16 protein-coding genes are annotated in these 16104 nt (G+C 74.2%); 11 read left to right on the plus strand and 5 right to left on the minus strand.

The window, feature by feature from the left end:
• Positions 1–41 precede the first annotated feature (41 nt).
• Positions 42–416 (minus strand): ferredoxin, encoded by a 375-nt coding sequence (locus ABZ836_RS05325; protein ID WP_356127283.1) that lies wholly within the window; start codon positions 414–416, stop codon positions 42–44.
• Between the two features lie 89 nt (positions 417–505).
• Between ABZ836_RS05325 and ABZ836_RS05330 the strand changes: the two genes are divergently transcribed.
• The 3 genes from ABZ836_RS05330 (at position 506) to ABZ836_RS05340 (ending at position 1763) form a co-directional block, all read left to right on the plus strand.
• Positions 506–913: a ChaB family protein gene (locus ABZ836_RS05330; protein ID WP_356127286.1), complete on the plus strand. Its 408-nt coding sequence runs from the start codon at positions 506–508 to the stop codon at positions 911–913.
• Between the two features lie 74 nt (positions 914–987).
• The gene (locus ABZ836_RS05335; RefSeq protein WP_356127289.1) at positions 988–1353 is read left to right on the plus strand and encodes a DUF6479 family protein; all 366 of its coding nucleotides are present in this window, start codon (positions 988–990) and stop codon (positions 1351–1353) included.
• A 59-nt stretch (positions 1354–1412) separates the two neighbouring features.
• Positions 1413–1763 carry a hypothetical protein gene (locus ABZ836_RS05340; RefSeq protein ID WP_356128344.1) on the plus strand — a complete coding sequence of 117 codons (351 nt, stop codon included), beginning with the start codon at positions 1413–1415 and terminating at the stop codon, positions 1761–1763.
• Positions 1764–1929: 166 nt separating this feature from the next.
• Here ABZ836_RS05340 and ABZ836_RS05345 read toward each other — a convergent pair whose 3' ends face one another.
• On the minus strand, positions 1930–3285 hold the full coding sequence (locus ABZ836_RS05345; RefSeq protein WP_361139479.1) for an MFS transporter: 1356 nt from the start codon (positions 3283–3285) through the stop codon (positions 1930–1932).
• Positions 3286–3489: 204 nt separating this feature from the next.
• Between ABZ836_RS05345 and ABZ836_RS05350 the strand changes: the two genes are divergently transcribed.
• Positions 3490–5886, plus strand: a complete 2397-nt coding sequence (locus ABZ836_RS05350) for a SpoIIE family protein phosphatase (RefSeq protein ID WP_361139482.1) — start codon at positions 3490–3492, stop codon at positions 5884–5886.
• A gap of 198 nt (positions 5887–6084) precedes the next feature.
• Here the strand turns inward: ABZ836_RS05350 and ABZ836_RS05355 are convergent, their stop codons facing one another.
• A complete protein-coding gene (locus ABZ836_RS05355; protein ID WP_356127298.1) occupies positions 6085–6615 on the minus strand; it encodes a hypothetical protein in 531 nt (176 codons plus the stop codon).
• A 278-nt stretch (positions 6616–6893) separates the two neighbouring features.
• On the opposite strand from ABZ836_RS05355, the gene ABZ836_RS05360 reads away from it, so the two are divergent.
• The 5 genes from ABZ836_RS05360 (at position 6894) to ABZ836_RS05380 (ending at position 11803) form a co-directional block, all read left to right on the plus strand.
• Positions 6894–7961 carry a hypothetical protein gene (locus ABZ836_RS05360; protein ID WP_361139485.1) on the plus strand — a complete coding sequence of 356 codons (1068 nt, stop codon included), beginning with the start codon at positions 6894–6896 and terminating at the stop codon, positions 7959–7961.
• Positions 7962–8007: 46 nt separating this feature from the next.
• On the plus strand, positions 8008–9069 hold the full coding sequence (locus tag ABZ836_RS05365) for a polyprenyl synthetase family protein (RefSeq protein ID WP_361139488.1): 1062 nt from the start codon (positions 8008–8010) through the stop codon (positions 9067–9069).
• A gap of 184 nt (positions 9070–9253) precedes the next feature.
• Entirely contained in the window at positions 9254–9688 is a 435-nt protein-coding gene (locus ABZ836_RS05370) for a hypothetical protein (protein ID WP_361139491.1), read from the plus strand.
• A gap of 47 nt (positions 9689–9735) precedes the next feature.
• The gene (locus tag ABZ836_RS05375) at positions 9736–10326 is read left to right on the plus strand and encodes a hypothetical protein (protein WP_361139494.1); all 591 of its coding nucleotides are present in this window, start codon (positions 9736–9738) and stop codon (positions 10324–10326) included.
• Positions 10327–10390: 64 nt separating this feature from the next.
• Complete coding sequence (locus ABZ836_RS05380; RefSeq protein WP_361139497.1) at positions 10391–11803, plus strand: AarF/UbiB family protein; 1413 nt, start codon at positions 10391–10393, stop codon at positions 11801–11803.
• A 22-nt stretch (positions 11804–11825) separates the two neighbouring features.
• On the opposite strand, the gene ABZ836_RS05385 is transcribed toward ABZ836_RS05380, so the two are convergent.
• Both ABZ836_RS05385 and ABZ836_RS05390 read right to left on the minus strand, forming a co-directional pair.
• Complete coding sequence (locus ABZ836_RS05385; RefSeq protein ID WP_361139500.1) at positions 11826–12209, minus strand: PPOX class F420-dependent oxidoreductase; 384 nt, start codon at positions 12207–12209, stop codon at positions 11826–11828.
• Between the two features lie 19 nt (positions 12210–12228).
• On the minus strand, positions 12229–13767 hold the full coding sequence (locus ABZ836_RS05390; RefSeq protein WP_361139503.1) for an AMP-binding protein: 1539 nt from the start codon (positions 13765–13767) through the stop codon (positions 12229–12231).
• Positions 13768–14233: 466 nt separating this feature from the next.
• On the opposite strand from ABZ836_RS05390, the gene ABZ836_RS05395 reads away from it, so the two are divergent.
• The gene (locus ABZ836_RS05395; protein ID WP_361139506.1) at positions 14234–15238 is read left to right on the plus strand and encodes a fibronectin type III domain-containing protein; all 1005 of its coding nucleotides are present in this window, start codon (positions 14234–14236) and stop codon (positions 15236–15238) included.
• Positions 15239–15488: 250 nt separating this feature from the next.
• Positions 15489–16067 carry a hypothetical protein gene (locus ABZ836_RS05400; protein ID WP_361139509.1) on the plus strand — a complete coding sequence of 193 codons (579 nt, stop codon included), beginning with the start codon at positions 15489–15491 and terminating at the stop codon, positions 16065–16067.
• Positions 16068–16104 lie beyond the last annotated feature (37 nt).

The raw sequence follows: 16104 nt of genomic DNA on the forward strand, positions 1-16104 counted from the left end.
GTGTACCTCCTGCGAGGGTGGTGCGTCGGTACGGGCCCGCGCTACGCGGCGAGCGTGGCGAGGAACTCCGTGCAGGCCTCGGCGCAGCGGCGGCAGGCCTTGGCCGCCTCCTCCGCGCCGGGGCAGGCGTCGAAGACCTCGGCGCACTCGAGGCAGACGGTGCGGCACCATTCGACCTGCATCCGCAGCCCTGCCTCGTCCAGTCCGGTCTGCTCGGACAGCACCCGGCAGGTCGCGTCGCACACCTCGGCGCACATGATGCCCTTGCGCCGGGCGCGGTCCTGCGCCTCGGTGCCGTCCGGATCCATGAATCCCGCGCGCAGGGCGCAGGCCCGCGCACACTCGGTGCAGGCCTGCGCGCAGGCGAACCGGTCCTCCAGGAACCGGTACAGCTCGTCCTGGGATGCGCTCGTCACGGGGCCCGAGTTGCCCCGTCCGGCGGTGTCAAACGCCGGTCCCCGGGCACCCGGCGACGCAGGGACCGACGAACGGAAGGGGTGATCCGATGCCCGGCCGCGAGGAACTGCCGTCCACGCTCGAACGCTCCTCCGAGGAGGCGCGGCGCACCTGGATCAAGGCGCACGACTCGGCCGTGGAGCAGTACGGCGAGGGCGAGCGCGCGCACCGGGTGGCGTACGGGGCGCTGAAGCACACGCACGAGAAGGTCGGCGACCACTGGGAACGCAAGGAGGGCGGCCGCAAGGGGCCCTCCGACCCGCGGTCGGCGCGGCCTCGGCAGCAGGGCGGCCGCAGCGGCGAGGGGGTGGACGAGGACGCCTCGAAGGAGCACCTGTACGAGCTGGCCCGGCGGCTGGAGGTGCCCGGCCGGTCGCGGATGGGCAAGCCGGAGCTGCTGGACGCGATCCGCAAGGCCAACCGTTCACGGACCCGGTCCGCCCGGGAGGGGGACTGAGCCCGGTCCGGCCGGTCGGCGCGGCGCGGAACGCTGATCGGTTCATATCCAGCGATCTAGGGTAGGTACATACCATGAGTGACGAATGGGTGGATTTCGCCCTGGAAGAGGGGCAGATCGGCGGCCTGGCTCCGTTCATCCTCGGCGCGATCGTGGCGGCCATGCTGATCGCGGCGGTGGTGTTCGGCTGGCGGGTCCGCCAGCGCGAGCCGCGCAGGCCGACTCCGGAGGAGCAGCCCAAGATGCCTCCGGGCGGGCCGGTGCGCGAGGACCGGACGACGCGCGACGCCGACGACGTGCCGAGGCACGACCACGACCGGCTCACGCCGTACCAGCTCGACCCGCAGGGGACCGTCCCCTCCGAGGAGGAACCGCCGCGCCCGCGCTGGAACGAGGGCAGCAGCGGCGGCTTCGGCAGCGGGGGCGGCGGCCACCGCTGAGGCGGTACCGCCTCCCCCCGCACCATCGCACCCTCATCGCAGGAAGTGAGTGAGTGACCATGTCCCATTCCGGCCGCGACGACCTGCCGCTCCCCGACTACGACCAGTTGCCGCTGGGCTCGCTGGAGAGCCGGATCCGTTCGCTGACGTCGGACCAGGTGGAGAAGCTCCTGACCCACGAGAAGGAGCACGGTCACCGGGTGCCGGCCACCCAGGTGCTCTCCGCGCGCCTGGACCAGCTGCGCCACGGAGCGGAGCCGACCGGGGGCGACCCCACCGGCCTGCGTCCCGAGCAGGGCGGCGTGGCGGGCGGTTCCCCGGTGTCGCCGAGGACGTCCCCGCAGCCGTACAGCCCGCCGCCGCACGGCACTCCCGACCAGCGTGGCAGGCCGAAGGGCGACCGTTTCTGATCCTCACGCGGTCCCTCACGCGGGCCCCGGGTGCACCTCGCCCCGGGGCCCGCGCCCGTGTGCGGGGCGGGCCCCGGTGGCACGCGGCGCCGTGCGTCAGGGGCCGGGTTGCAGGAGCCGGATGCCGGGAGCCGGGTTGCAGGAGCCGGATGCCGGGAGCCGGGTGTCAGGCGGCTCCGGCCGGGTCCGGTGCCGCCTTCGTGCCCTTGCCCCGGGTCCTGGCCCGCAGGGCGAGGGCGACCGCTCCGGCGACCAGGGCGAGCGTGGCGACCCCGGACCCCGCCAGGACGGCCCGGGGCCCGAAGGCGGCGGTGAGCGGACCGCCGAGGGCGGTGCCCATCGGCGAGGAGGCGAGCAGGGCGGCCCCGCGGACGGCGAGCACGGTGGTCAGCCAGGCCTCGGGGGTGCGGTCCTGGAACAGCGTGAACGACAGCGCGGTGAAGGGGCCGTAGATCACTCCGCCCAGGGCGAAGCAGGCCACGGTCACCGCCGGCGGCGCTCCGAGGCCGAAGGGGAGCAGGACCAGGCCCCATCCCGCGACGATGCCCAGCGCCGTCGGCCACAGCGGGAGCCGTCGCAGCATTCCGGCGGCCAGCCCGCCCAGGACCGCGCCGACGCTGAACAGGGTCCAGTACAGGCCCAGCAGCCCGGCACCCTGGCCCAGGTCGTCGGTGACGTGCAGGGGGAGGGCCACCTCGACGGGGCCGTAGAGGAAGAAGAAGAACCAGGTGAGCGCCAGGATGCCCAGCAGTTCGGGCCGCTGCCGGAAGAGCGCGAGGGCGGCCGTCGACTTCCCGCCGACGCCGCCCACGGGGTCGCCCGCCGGGTCACCCACGGTGTCGGCCACCGGGTCGGCCGGACCGGGGTCGGCCGTCTTGGGCTCGCCGGGCGTCCCGGGGCGGACGCGGGCGGCGCCGAGAGCGAGGACGGCGAAGGTCAGGGCGTCGATCCCGATGATCCAGGCGGGGTGCACCACGGTGATCAGCACTCCGGCCGCGGCGGGCCCGAACACCATCGCCGCCGAGGCACTCGCGCTGACCAGGGCGTTGGCGGGCAGCCGTTGCCCGGACGGCAGGAGCGTGGCGAGCAGCGCGTACTTGCCCGCGCTCCCCCACGCGTGCAGCAGCGAGGAGGCGGCCAGCAGCACCACGTACAGCCAGGGCGTCAGCACGCCCAGGGCCCAGGCCAGGGGCACGCAGGCGAGCATGGAGGCCCGCAGCACCGCGTCGGTGAACAGCAGGCGCCGGGCCGGGAAGCGCCGCATCCACCGCCCCAGCAGCAGCGCCCCGAGCGCTCCGGGCAGGGCGTACGCGGCGACGGCGGTGCCGACGTAGAGGCCGCGGCTGCCCTCGGGCGCGAGCAGCACGGCGAGCCACGGCACGGTGACGATCGCCATCCCGTCGCCGAAGTCGGAGGCCACGAAGGCCGGGAGCAGTCGCCGGAAGGGACGGTGGGCGAGCACCGGCCGGTAGGCCGGGGGCAGTTGGGGCAGCCGGGGCCGCCGGGTTCTGGGTGCGGTCACCGGGACAGCTTCGGGCCCGGGACCCTCCCGGCGTCAACCCGGCGGGTGCGCGGCGGACCGTTCGAGCCGGTCACGGCCCCGGCGGCATCGGTTTCTTCCTTTCCGCGCGCCCGGCATGGCGAGTGGTCAAGCGACGTCCTCTTCCCTCCAATGAGGGGAGGTGTCCCCGGTACCGAGTGAGGCGGCGAGCAGGTGGGCGAGGGTGTGCGTCGTGAGGAGTCCGCTGCCGCTTGCGGCCGGCCGGTGGTGTTCCTGCTCGACGAGGAGGGGACCGTGGTGCGGTGCACCGGGGCCGTGGACGACCTCCTCGGTCTCGGCGCGGAGCAGGTCGAGGGTCGCCCGCTGGCGGACCTGTGCGTCACCGCGCCCACCGGTGGCTGGGGCCGCCGGGCCGGCAGGGGTGCGGCCTCCCTGGTCCTGCGGCACCGGGACGGCACCCGGGTGGAGGCGGAGGCCGAGGTCGCGCCGCTGCCCGCCGGAGGCCCGCCCGGCCACCTGGTCCTGATCGGCCCCGGCACGGGGGTCCGCCGGGACCAGGCCCTGGTGCGCGGGTTCTTCGAGCAGAACGGGGTGGGGCTGGTGGTCCGCGGGGCGGATGCGCCGGAGCGCCTGCTGCTCGGTCCGGGTTTCTTCGGGCTGGACCGCCCGCTGGGCGGCGGCCCGTACGAGGGGCGGCTGGAGGACGCCCTGGTGGCCGAGGACGCCGCCCGGATCGGCACCTGGCTGCGGCAGGTGCTGGAGACCGGGGAGCCGCCCGCCGAACGCGAGTTCCTCGCCCGCTGGGCGGGCCTGCCGGAGCGGGAGCGGTCGGTCTCCGCGTCCGCGTTCCGCCTGGAGGACGCCGACGGCCGGGTGCTCGGCGCCGCCGCGGTGCTCACCGACGTCACCGAGCGGAACGCCGCCGAACGCGAGCTGTCGCTGCTCCACTCCTCCGCCTACCGGCTGGGCCGGTCGCTCGACGTGACCCGCACCGCGGAGGACGTCGTGCGGCTGCTGGTGACGGACTTCGCGGACCTGGCCTGCCTCGACGTGACGGATCGGGCGCGCCGGGGGGACGAGGCCGGCTCCTTCGCGCCGGGCACGCCGCTGCGCAGGGTCGCGGTCGCCTCCTCGGACGGCGTCTGGCCGCCCGAACTCCACCAGCTCGGCGATCCGGTGCGCGCCCGGAGTCTGGAGACCGACACCGTCGGCCGCGGGGGCACGCAGGTGGTGCCCGACCTGGACCGGCTGCGGCGGCACCCCGACGTCGACGAGGAACGGCGGCGGCTGCTGCTCCCCGCGGCGGCCTCCTCCGCCCTGTTCGTGCCGCTGGTGGCCCGTGGACACGTCCTGGGCGTCCTGTCGGCGTGGCGCCGTTCGGACCGGCTGCCGTTCGGTGAGGGGGACGTCCCGCTGATCGATTCGATCGCCTCGCGGGCGGCGCTGAACCTGGAGACCGCCCGCCGGTACACGCGCGAGCGGCGCACCGTCGAGGAGCTCCAGCGCAGTCTGCTGCCGCCCCCGGTGCGGCGGACGACGGCCGCGCACAGCTCGGGCGTCTACGCCCCGGCGAGCAGCGCGGCCGGGACGGGCGGGAGCTGGTACGACGTGATCCGGCTGTCCGGGGCGCGGACCGCCTTCGTGATCGGCCGGGTCGCCGGGCACGGGGTGCACGCCGCCGGTGCGATGGGCCGGCTGCGCTCCGCCGTGCAGACCCTGGCCGACGTGGACCTGCCCCCGGAGGAACTCCTCGGCCATCTGAACGACCTGGTGAGCCGCATGGGAAAGGACGAGGGCGACCGTCCCGCGTCGACGGCCGGATCCCTGTACGGCGCGACGTGCGTGTACGCCACCTACGACCCGATCGGCGGCGTGTGCTGCATGGCGAGCGCCGGCCATCCGGCGCCGCTGGTGGGCCGCCGGGGAACCGGTGAGGTGACGCAGGCCGGTCTCGAGCCGGGGCCCGCGCTCGGCAGCGGCGCCAAGCAGCCGTTCGAGCCGGTGCGGTTCCTCCTGGACCCCGGTGACGTCCTCGCCTTCCACAGCGGGACGTCCACGGGGCCCTCCCCCGCCGGTGCGGGAGACCTGGGCCACCTCGTCGAGAGCGCCCGCGCCGCCGCCCGCAGCGACATCCCGGTGGCTGTGCTCACCGCCCCGCTCCTGCGCCGCCTGCGGTCCCGGCCGCGCGCCGAGGACGTCGCCCTGCTCCTGGCCCGGGTAGACCGTGTGCCGCCCACGCGCACGGCCCACTGGGAGCTGTCCGCCGAGCCCGGCGAGGTCAACCACGCCCGCGCGCTGGCCTCGGCCCAGCTCACCGCCTGGGGGCTGGAGGAGCTGGTGTTCAGCACCGAACTGGTCGTCAGCGAGCTGGTCACCAATGCCCTCCGCCACGCGGGCGGGCCGATCGGTCTGCGGCTCATCAAGGACGAACGGCTGATCTGCGAGGTCTCCGACCCCAGCCAGTCCCAGCCGCACCTGCGCCGGGCACGGGCGTCCGACGAGGGGGGCCGGGGGCTGTTCCTGGTCGCCCAGATGACCGACCGGTGGGGCAGCCGCTACACCGCCGACGGCAAGACCATCTGGACGGAGCAGGTGTACGGCGAGGACGCCGCGGACGACTGACCCCGGGCGGTCACGGAAGGCCGGCCCCGGGACGCGGCGGTCAGGCCGGTACCACGCATCCGCGCCTCTCCAGCGCCACGGCCACCGGGTCGTCGGCGAGGATCGTTGCAGCGCGCCCGCACCCGGTTGCCGCGCAGGTCCTGGACGCGGCGGCAGCAGCAGGGCGGTGAGGGCGCCGGCGCCACAGGTCGGGGACGCTCAGAGCCGCTCCTCGAGGTGCCGTTCCAGATGGGCGATCAGGTCGTCGGCCGTGCCCAGCGGGACGCTGCGGTCGGTGACGACGACGTGGCCGTCGTGCTCCAGCGCGTAGAGAAACATGTCGCGGGCGCCTTCGTTGACGCTGCGCGCGGGCAGCCGGGCGAAGTCCACCTCGACCAGCAGGTCCTTCAGCCGGGCCCGCTCCGCGCCGGAGAGGGGATCGGCCTCGCGGGAGCCCTCGCTGCGGTCGCTGATCTCCACGGTGCCGTCGGTGGACGCCAGGATGGAGCGATGGACGCCGGCGATGCCTCCGGTGACCGTGAGACGCACCTGTTCGGCCTGTTCGGCCTGGTCCGTGGGTGTCCCCTGCGCCGCCGACGGGGACACCCGTGCGGGCGCGGGGACCTCGGCCGCGCCGGGGGGACGCGACGGGCCCCCGGGTTCCGAGGCCTCCACGGACCCGCAGGCGGCGAGCGTCAGCCCCGCCGCGACCAGCAGGGCCGGGCCCTTCCCCCGCTTCCGGTACGGCATCTCGGACTCCTTCCGCCGCGAGCGGTCCGTCTCACACGGTAGCCGTCCGGTCGTCCCACGGCTCCCGTACGGCGCAGTCGTGGTGAAGAGCACCCGCCGGAGGGCGGGACGCGGCCGGCGCCGTTTTCCGGCCGCCGGGGCGCCGACCCCGCGATTTTCTGATGTGATGCTCCAGTTTTTCACCTGTTAGGTAGGTTATTCGTCCGATGCCTTTCCCGGACCTGCGGCAAATGCCAGCCTGATGGAGCAGGAAGCACGGTCTACTGGAAGGACCGACCGTGGTGGAATCCCGGATCAGCGCTGTCGAACTGCCGCCCTTCTACTGTCCACTGGAATCCCGCTCCCATCCCCGCTCCGCCCAGGTCGAGCAGCGCGCCAGGGAATGGCTCCGCACCTGCGGGATGTGCGGCACCGACGAGGAATACCGACAGGTGGCCGCTTCCCGGAGCGTCGACTTCTACGGGAGATTCGCCCCTTCGGCGGACGACGACCGTCTGCTGGCCACCGCGGCGTGGGTGTACTGGGGTTTCGCCTTCGACGACGCGCGCTGCGACACCGGACCGCTGAGCAGACGGCCCGCCGAGTTCGGCGCGCTGGCCGGACGGGTCCAGCGGGCGCTGGAGGCGCCGTCGGCCGTGGAGGCGGACGAGCGGTTCGGGCCCCCGCTGCGGGACATCGCCGCCCGTTTCCGTTCCCTCGGCACGGACACGCAGTTCCGCCGCTTCGCCGCGGCCCACCGGGCCTGGCTGTCGGGTGTGTGCTGGCAGGTGGGCGTCCTGGCCCAGGGGCGGACCCCCGGACTGGACGAGTACCTGGCCATGCGGCTGCTGTCCTCCGGCGGCGAACCCACGTTCGCCATGCTGGAGTTGGCTACCGGCGCCGAGGTGCAGGCGGCGGAGATGCACCGGCCCGCGGTGCGCGCCCTCACCGAGATGGCCATCATGGTGGCCGCGCTCGACAACGACCGGCACTCGCTGCGCCGGGAGCTCTGCGACGGCCAGGACCTGAACATCTACACGGTGCTGGGACGGAGCACGGGGCTGCCCCTGCCGGACGTCGTGAGGACGGCCACCGGCGTGCGGGACCGCATCCTGGTGCGCTTCCTCTCCCTGTACGAGCGGGTGCGCAGGGGAGCGAGCTCCGGGCTCCGCGCCTACCTCCTCGGCCTGTGCCACGGCATCCGCGGCAACGCCGAGTGGGGGTTGCGCGTGCCGCGTTACGTGGGCGACCGGACGGACGCCGCCGGGGACGTCCCCGCGGCGGTGTGGGCGCGGCAGCCGGTCGACGGTGACAGCCGCCCGGTACCCGCCGCGTCCATCGCGTGGTGGTGGGACGACCTCGCCTAGCCGGCGGGACGGCCGGGCCGCCGCGAGAAGAACGGAGGACGAACGTATGACACGTGTGCCTGTCATCCCCCAGGACCGCTTCGGCGACGTCGTCGACCGCTGCCGTCGTCTGGTCCAGCCCGCGCTCCGCGCGGTCGCCGACGAACTCCACCCCAGAACCGCGCTGATGGTCCGCTACTCCTTCGGCTGGTGCGGCGCGGACGGCGTTCCCCGCCCCGACGCGGGGAAGGGGACGGGCAAGGGCGTCCGGCAGGTGCTGGCCGTCCTGTCCGCCGAGGCCGTCGGAGGCCGCGCCCAGGACGCCGTTCCCGCCGCCGTGGCCGCGGAACTCGTGCACGCCTTCAGCCTCGTGCACGACGACATCATCGACCGCGACGAACGGCGACGGCACCGCCCCACGGTGTGGAAGGCGTACGGCGTCGGCCCCGCCGTCCTCACCGGCGACATTCTGCTGACCCTCGCGACGGAGACCGCGGCCCGCTCCACCGCCGGCCACTCCGAGGCGGCCGTGGCCCTCCTGTGCGACTGCCTGCTGGCCCTGATGCGCGGCCAGACCGAGGACATGGCCTTCGAGGAACGCCCCTGGCGCGGCACGGAGGCGGTGACCCCCGCCGAGTACCGGGCCATGGCGATGGACAAGACCGGGGCCCTGCTCGGCTTCTCGGCCGGACTCGGCGCGCTGCTGGGGGGCGGTGCGCGGCCGCAGGTGGAGGCCTTCGTCGCCGCGGGCCGGGAGATGGGTCTGGCGTTCCAGATCATGGACGACGTCCTGGGCATCTGGGGTGACCCCGGACGGACCGGCAAGCCCGTGGGGAGCGACCTGCGGCAGCGCAAGAAGACGCTGCCGGTGCTCAGGGCCCTGGAACGGGGCGGCCCGTCGGCCGCCCGCCTGGCCGAACTGCTGGCCGACCCGACCACCACGGACGGCGAACGGGTCGCGAGGGCCACCGAGTTGCTCGACGAGGCGGGCGGGCCCGGCCTGGTGCTGGACGAGGGCCGCACCGCGCTGGAGCGCGCCCGACGGGCCGTCGCGCCCTTCTCACTCTGCCCCCGCGCCGGAGCGGAACTGGCCGCGCTGGGGGACTACCTGGTCGCACGCGCCCGGTAGGACGGAGAAACCCCACAGGGAAAGGAAACGCATGAAATAGCATTTCAGGTCACGCGCACAGAGAAGCGGCGGCGCGGTGCATTTCATCACCGCGAGCCGGGAATACCTTGCTCAGCGTCCACGGGAATGGATCGGAACGGTCCGCGCGTTTTCCGTGGCCTCGGCCGGAAGTGAAGGAAACGGCATGGCCGACATCGAATCGATCGAAATCGAAGTAATCACCGGCGACGAACCGGACGCGGGAACGGACGCCCTGCTCTACCTGGGTATCGGAGGACGTGAATTCCTGCTGGACAACTACGACGAGGACGACTTCCGCCGCGGGGACCGGAACGTCTTCCGCCTGGGCTGCGGCAGCACGGTCACCCACCCGTCGACCAACGACCCCACCGCACCGCGCCTCACCCTCGACGACGTCGAACGCCACCCGGTCTACCTGCGTCTCAACGCGCAACTGGAGGGCGACTCCTGGCTGCTGGAGAACGTCTGGGTCACCGTCCGCGCCGACGACCGGGACGTCCGCTACGACCGTTCCATGCTCGACGGCCCGGGCGCGGACCGCGCCATCTGGCTGGGCATCCGTGACGGGTGCGTCCTCCACCTCGACCGCGGGCGATGACCCCCGAGGACCACGCCCGCCCGTAAGGCTCGAAAGGAAGAGGACGCATGGGAAAGAGCACGAGCGACACCTTCCGGGACCTCCTCGGCGGTCTCACGGACGATCTCAAGGAGGCGTTCGACGACATCATCGACTACGGAGAGCACGGCAGGCGCGGGGAGAGGGGGAGGCGCCACGACCGGCACCGGCGGTGCGACCACGACCACGACCGCGGTCGTGACGGTGACCGCGACCGTGACCGCGACCGTGACCGTGACCGTGACCGGTGGGACGACCGGTGGGACGACCGCTGGGACGACGACCGCCGGCAGCCCCGCTGGCTGCAACGGGAGGACGACGGTGGTCGCCGCCGGCGGCGGGACCGAGGGGATCGCCGGGACCGGGAGGGCCCCTGGCCGCCCCGGGAGGACGGCAGGCGTTCCGCGGAGGAGGACGACGTCCGTGCCGCGCGGGGCCGGGTGACGCCCAGGACCGCCGGAGTGCCGCGCCAGAGCCGTCGGCAGGAGGTGACCGGCGACGAGGACCTCAGGGAGACCGTCGAGGCCCTGAGGTCCGAACTCGGCGCCCTCGTCGCGGCGTTGAGGGACGCCCCGGTCTCCGGGGGTTCCACGAGCCTCCGGGAGTCGCGGCGCGCCTGACCGGCGGCGGTCCCGTCGCCGACGTCTCCCCCTCCGTCACTGCGTCTCCCCCGGGCGGTCTTCTGTGAGCAACGGCCGTCTGCGCCAGGTGTCCCGGGCCGCCGGGCACCTGGTGGCCGAGGAGCTGTCCCGGAGCCTGCGCAGCCGCCGCCCGGGACACGGCTCCCACGACGCGCGGATGCGGCAGCGCGCGGAGCGGGCGCGGGACGTCCGCCGCTTCTTCGAGCAGCTCGGGCCCTTCTACACGAAGGTCGGCCAGATGCTCTCCACGCGCCCGGACATCGTCCCGGAGTACGTGATCCCGGAGTTGGAGAAGCTGCACGACAACGCCTCCGTGCTGCCCTTCCGGGCCCTGGAGCCGGTCCTGCGGGCCGAAATGGGCCCGCACTGGACGCGGGAGCTGCGGGACGTCGACACCGCGCGGCCGCTGGGGGCAGCGTCCTTGGCGCAGGTGTACCGGGCGAACCTGAGGGACGGGCGGCCCGTCGTCGTCAAGATCCAGCGGCCCGGGGTCCGTGAGACGGTGGCCCAGGACATGGCCGTCCTGCGACGCACGGCACGCGTCACCGGACGGCTGGCTCCGCGGTTCACCTCGGTCGTCGACGTGGGGGCCATGCTCGACGTCCTCTTCGACGCGATGCGGCCGGAGCTCGACTTCACCGTCGAGGCGCGCAACATGAGGCGGGCCGCCGAGCTCGTCACGTCCTTCAAGCACCTCGCGGTACCGGAGGTGGTCCTGGCCACCCCGCGCGTCCTCGTCCAGAGTCTGGCGCCCGGCCGGTCGGTGCGGCATGCCGAGCACGGCGACTTCTCGAGGGCCGAGCGACTGGGCATCGGGGAGGATCTGCTGGCCTTCGTCTTCCGGGGCTTCTTCGTCGACCGCTTCTTCCACGCCGATCTCCACCCCGGCAACGTCTTCGTGGCGCCGGGCGAGCGGGCCACACTGATCGACTGGGGCATGGTGGGCCGCACCGACCGGCGCACCGGCATGCTGCTGATGCTCATCCTCATGACACTGGCCCAGAACGACGGTCATGGCCTGGCCAAGGCGTGGGTGGAGCTGGGGCACGCGACCCCGTGGGCGCAGACCGGGGCGTTCGCCTCCGACATGGCCGTGCTGGTGCCGCAGATCGCCGACGCCTCCCTGGAGGAGCTGAACTTCGGCCTGACCCTCACCCGCGTCCTGACCTGCTCCACCCGGCGGGGCATCAGGACCAGCCCGGCGATCGCGGTCCTCGGCAAGGCGTTCGCCAACGTGGAGGGGTCGGTGCGGCACCTCGCGCCGGAGCTCTCGCTCATCGACGTGTTCAGGACGGAGATGCAGAACGTGATGCTGTCGCTGGCGGCCGAGACCGTGTCGAAGGAACAGATGGCCCGCACCGCGCTGGAGCTGATGCTGGGCCTCGGCTCGGCGGCGGAGCAGGTCCGCGGCGTCTTCGGCGGCCGGTCCTCCCGCCCGGGCGACGGGGAGGGCTGAAGGAGCCGGCCGCCGCGGCCGGTCAGGCGGCCGGGGTGATGAGGACCGCCGTCGTCGCGGCGAGGCCGCCGCGGAGGCGGCTGCCGAGGAGGGTCAGGCGGCCGGTGATGCCGTACTTGCGGGCGACGGCCCGGCGGACCCGCGCCGTCTCCTCGGGGGTGCCGAGCCGGGCGCGGGCCTCGACGGCCTCGCCGCGCAGGTTCCCGCGGAAGTCGCACGGGGCGACGGTCACCCGGCCCTCGCGGCGGATGCGCTTGACCTTGCCGCTGTCCACGCGGGTCCACACGGCCAGCGCCCCGTCGCCGTCCGGTACCACCCAGACGGGCGTGGCCACCGCCCGCCCGTCCTTGCGGAAGGTCGTCACAGAGACGTACGGGGCGGCGGCCAGGCCGTCGAGAGCGCTCATGCTCCGCAGGGTACCGGGCTCAGTTGACGGCGCGGTCGGTGCCCTCCCAGTACGGCTGCCGCAGCTTGAACTTCTGGATCTTGCCGGTGGCGGTGCGCGGGATGGACGCGCGGAACTCCACGCTGGTGGGCGCCTTGTAGCCGGCCATCCGCTCCTTGCAGTGGGCGATGATCTCGGCCTCGTCCGCGGTGGCGCCCTCGGCGAGGACCACCAGCGCCTTGACCGTCTCGCCCCACTTCTCGTGGGGCACGCCGATGACCGCGACCTCGGCGACCGCGGGGTGGCCGAAGACGACGTCCTCCACCTCGATGGACGAGACGTTCTCGCCGCCGGTGATGATGACGTCCTTCTTGCGGTCGGAGATGGTCAGGTGGCCGTCCCGCCGGTCGAGGAAGCCGCCGTCGCCGGTGTGGAACCAGCCGTCCTCCAGCGCCTCCGCGCTGGCCTCGGGCTTCTCCCAGTAGCCCTCCATCACGGTGTTGGAGCGGGCCAGCACCTCGCCGGAGTCGGAGACCGCGAGCCGCGTGCCCAGGGTGGGCAGGCCGGCGCGGGACAGCCGGTGGGCGCGCTCGTGCGGGGGCAGGGCGTCGTCGGCGGGCAGCGAGCGGTTGAAGGTGAGCAGCGGGGCCGTCTCGGTGAGGCCGTAGATCTGGAGGAACTCCCAGCCGAGTTCCTCGCCGACCCGCTGGATGGTGCGGCTCGGCGGCGGGGCGCCCGCGCAGACGATGCGCACCCGGTCGCGGCCGGGGATCCCGCCCTTCCAGTCGGCGGCGGCGTCGAGCACGGCGTTCCAGACGGCGGGCGCGCCGCACATCAGCGTGACGCCGTGCCGCTCGACGCGGCGCAGGATCTCGGCTCCGTCGACCTTGCGCAGGACGATCTGCGGGACGCCCAGACCGGCCATCACGAACGGCATGCCCCAACCGTTGCAATGGAACATGGGGAGCACATGCATGTAGACGTCGCGTTCCCAGGCCCGGGTGTGCAGGCCGAAGGTGACCGCGTCCACCCAGATGTTGCGGTGGGTGAGCTGGACGCCCTTGGGCCGTGCGGTGGTGCCGGAGGTGTAGTTGATGGTGGCGGTGGCGTCCTCGTCCGGGTCCGACCAGGGCCGCGGCGTGACGCCGAACCGCATCAGCGCCTCCGTCTCCTCGCCGAGGACGAAGCGGTGGGGCGCGGTGACCCGGGCCAGGTCGGCGTCGAGTTCGGGGTCGACGAGGAGCACCGAGGCGCCGCACTGGCGGACGATGTAGTCGACCTCCTCGGGCTTCAGCCGGAAGTTCACGGGGACGCAGATCCGCCCGCTCATCGGCACCGCGAACAGCAGCTCCAGCAGCCGGGCCGAGTTGTGGCTGACCACGGCGATCCGTTCGCCCTCCGCGACGCCGAGGGCGTCGAAGCCCGCCTGCCAGGCGCGGACCCGTTCGGCGAACCGCCCGTAGCCGCCGTCGGGCACCGGCGTCGCGGGCTGGACCGGCTCGTCCACCACTCCGGGGCTGTCGGCGAAGCCGATCTCCGCCCGCTCGAGGAAGTCCGCGATGGTCATGGGCACCCGCATCGTTCTCACTCCTCCGTACGGTGGCCCGGCGGCCTCGCCGGCCGGCCGGGTCGGCCAGGGTCCGAACATCTCATCACCCCCGCGGCCGCAGGTGAACACTCCGGCGGCGGGTGCGGCCGAAAAGATCGTGAAGGGTGTGCGGGAAGGGTCGTGAAGGGGGACGCGGGCACGCGCGGAGGGACGCGGGCACGCGGCGCGGTGCGCCCGGGCCGCCGCGAGCGGGGGCCGGCCGGGCCTGCGCCCAGGCCCGGCCCCCGCTCCCCGGCCGGCGCGTGAGCGGCGACGACAGCGGTTCAGCGCCGGCGGCCGTGGGCCGACCCGTCGTCAGGCGGGGCCCACGGCAAGGGGGTTCAGCATACGTACAGCTCTCCCCGCCAGGTCAACGACCGCCACTTGATGTGGCCGCGTCACCGTGCTCATATTGGTACGGACCAATGTTCGCGCGGCGTCCGCGGAGGTGCCCGGTATGGCTGGTGTGGAACGTGCTCCCCGGGTGGTGACCCGGTGCTGCGGCGTGCTGCTGACGGTGGCTCTGGCGGCGTCCTGCGGCTGGGGCGCCACGGCCGACGCCGAGGACGGCGGCCGGCTCCCCGGCGCGCCCGTCGGGGTCACCGCGCAGGCCGGAAGCGCGACCAGCGTGCACGTCATGTGGAACAAGGTCGCCGACAACGGCTCCGAGGTGGAGGCCTACGAGGTCTACCGGGGCCGCGCCAAGGTCGAGGAGGTCCCCGCCGACGAGCACATGGTGGACGTCACCGGGCTGAAGCCGGGCACCACCTACACCTTCCGGGTGCGGGCCCGCTCCACCGACGGGCGGCTGGGTCCGCAGAGCGCCGAGGTGCGCTCGACCACGCGCGCCGAGACCGTCGCCGACACCCGTCCGCCCTCCCGCCCGGGGGGCCTGGAGGGCCGCGCGGTCGGCAGCCGGGCCGCCCAGCTCTCCTGGAAGGCCTCCACGGACGACCAGGAGGTGGCGTCCTACGACATCTACCAGGGCTCCACGAAGATCCACAGCGTGGGCGGCGGCCAGACCGCGACCGTGGTCACCGGGCTGCGGCCGGGCACCCGCTACTCCTTCACGGTGCGCGCGAAGGACGCCGCCGACAACCTCTCCCCCGCCGGCGGGCCGGTCCGGCTCACCACCTCCGGCACCGCGGAGGACGACGGGCGCGGCACGGCCCCGGTGGCCTTCCGCGCGGCGGCGGTGCGGGCGGAGGGCGCCTGGCACCTGGAGATCTCCTGGGAACCGCCCCCGGTCGACGGGGTGGTCACCGAGTACCAGATCCATCTCGACGGCCGCCCGGCCACCACGCTGGTGTGGGGCGGCAAGGCCCCGGGAGGGCGGGCGACGCACCGTTTCTACCTGGGCGGAGAGGCCGGCGAGACGCATCGGGTCCGCCTGCGCGCCAAGCTGCCGGACGGGACCTGGGGCGGCTACTCCCCCGAACGCACGGTCACCACGGGACGCTGACGGGCGCCGGCCGGCACCTGCGGACGCGGCGGCGCGGGGCGCGGTGACACGGGGCGCGGTGTCTCAGGGCACGGTGGCACGGCGCGCGGCGGCGCGGGCCCCGGCGCAGGGAGCGGCGTCACCTGTCCGGGTGCTCTCCGGGTGCGCCCGGCGCGTCGTGGACATTGGCTGTCCCCGAGGGCGGTACGGGCGTTCCCGATCCTCGGCGGCGCTAGGGATGTCCGCCAGCCGTGCCGCCGGAGGTCAGACCATGCGTACATCTCGCGTCATCGTCAGATCAGGCCTGACCGTGGCTGCCGCCGCCGCCCTGCCGCTCGCCTTCGCGGGGCCGGCCGGCGCCGGCCCCGGCATCTCCGTGAGCACCAGCGGCACGACCGTCGCGGTCACCACCAGCGCCTGCTCCGAAGTCAACGGCAGTTGGGGCACCGCCTCGCTGCTGAACAGCACCCAGAACACCTTCGCCGAGGGCCGGCAGGTCGCCCTGTCCGGTTCGGCCACCAGCCAGTCGGCCGCCTGGTCCAGCGTCTCGCCCGGCACCTACACGGTCATCGTGCGGTGCTCGGACAACAGCACGGCGGGCACCCAGTCCGTCATCGTCTCCGGTGCGACGCCGACGGCCACGGCCTCTCCCACGTCCACCCCCACCTCCACCGCGACCCCGACCATGTCGGCGACCGCCTCCCCCACGCGCGGCGTGATGGGCGGCATCGGCGGCGCGGTGAAGGACCACACCACCCTCACCCTGGTCGCGGGCGGCGCCCTCGTCGCGGCCGGCGTGGGCGGCACGGCCTGGTACGTGCGGCGCCGCGCCAAGCCGCACCGCTTCTGAGCGGTTCCCGCGCCCACGGCAACGGCGCGGCCGTCCC

Source organism: Streptomyces sp. NPDC047130, assembly GCF_040643475.1.
GTDB lineage: Bacteria > Actinomycetota > Actinomycetes > Streptomycetales > Streptomycetaceae > Streptomyces.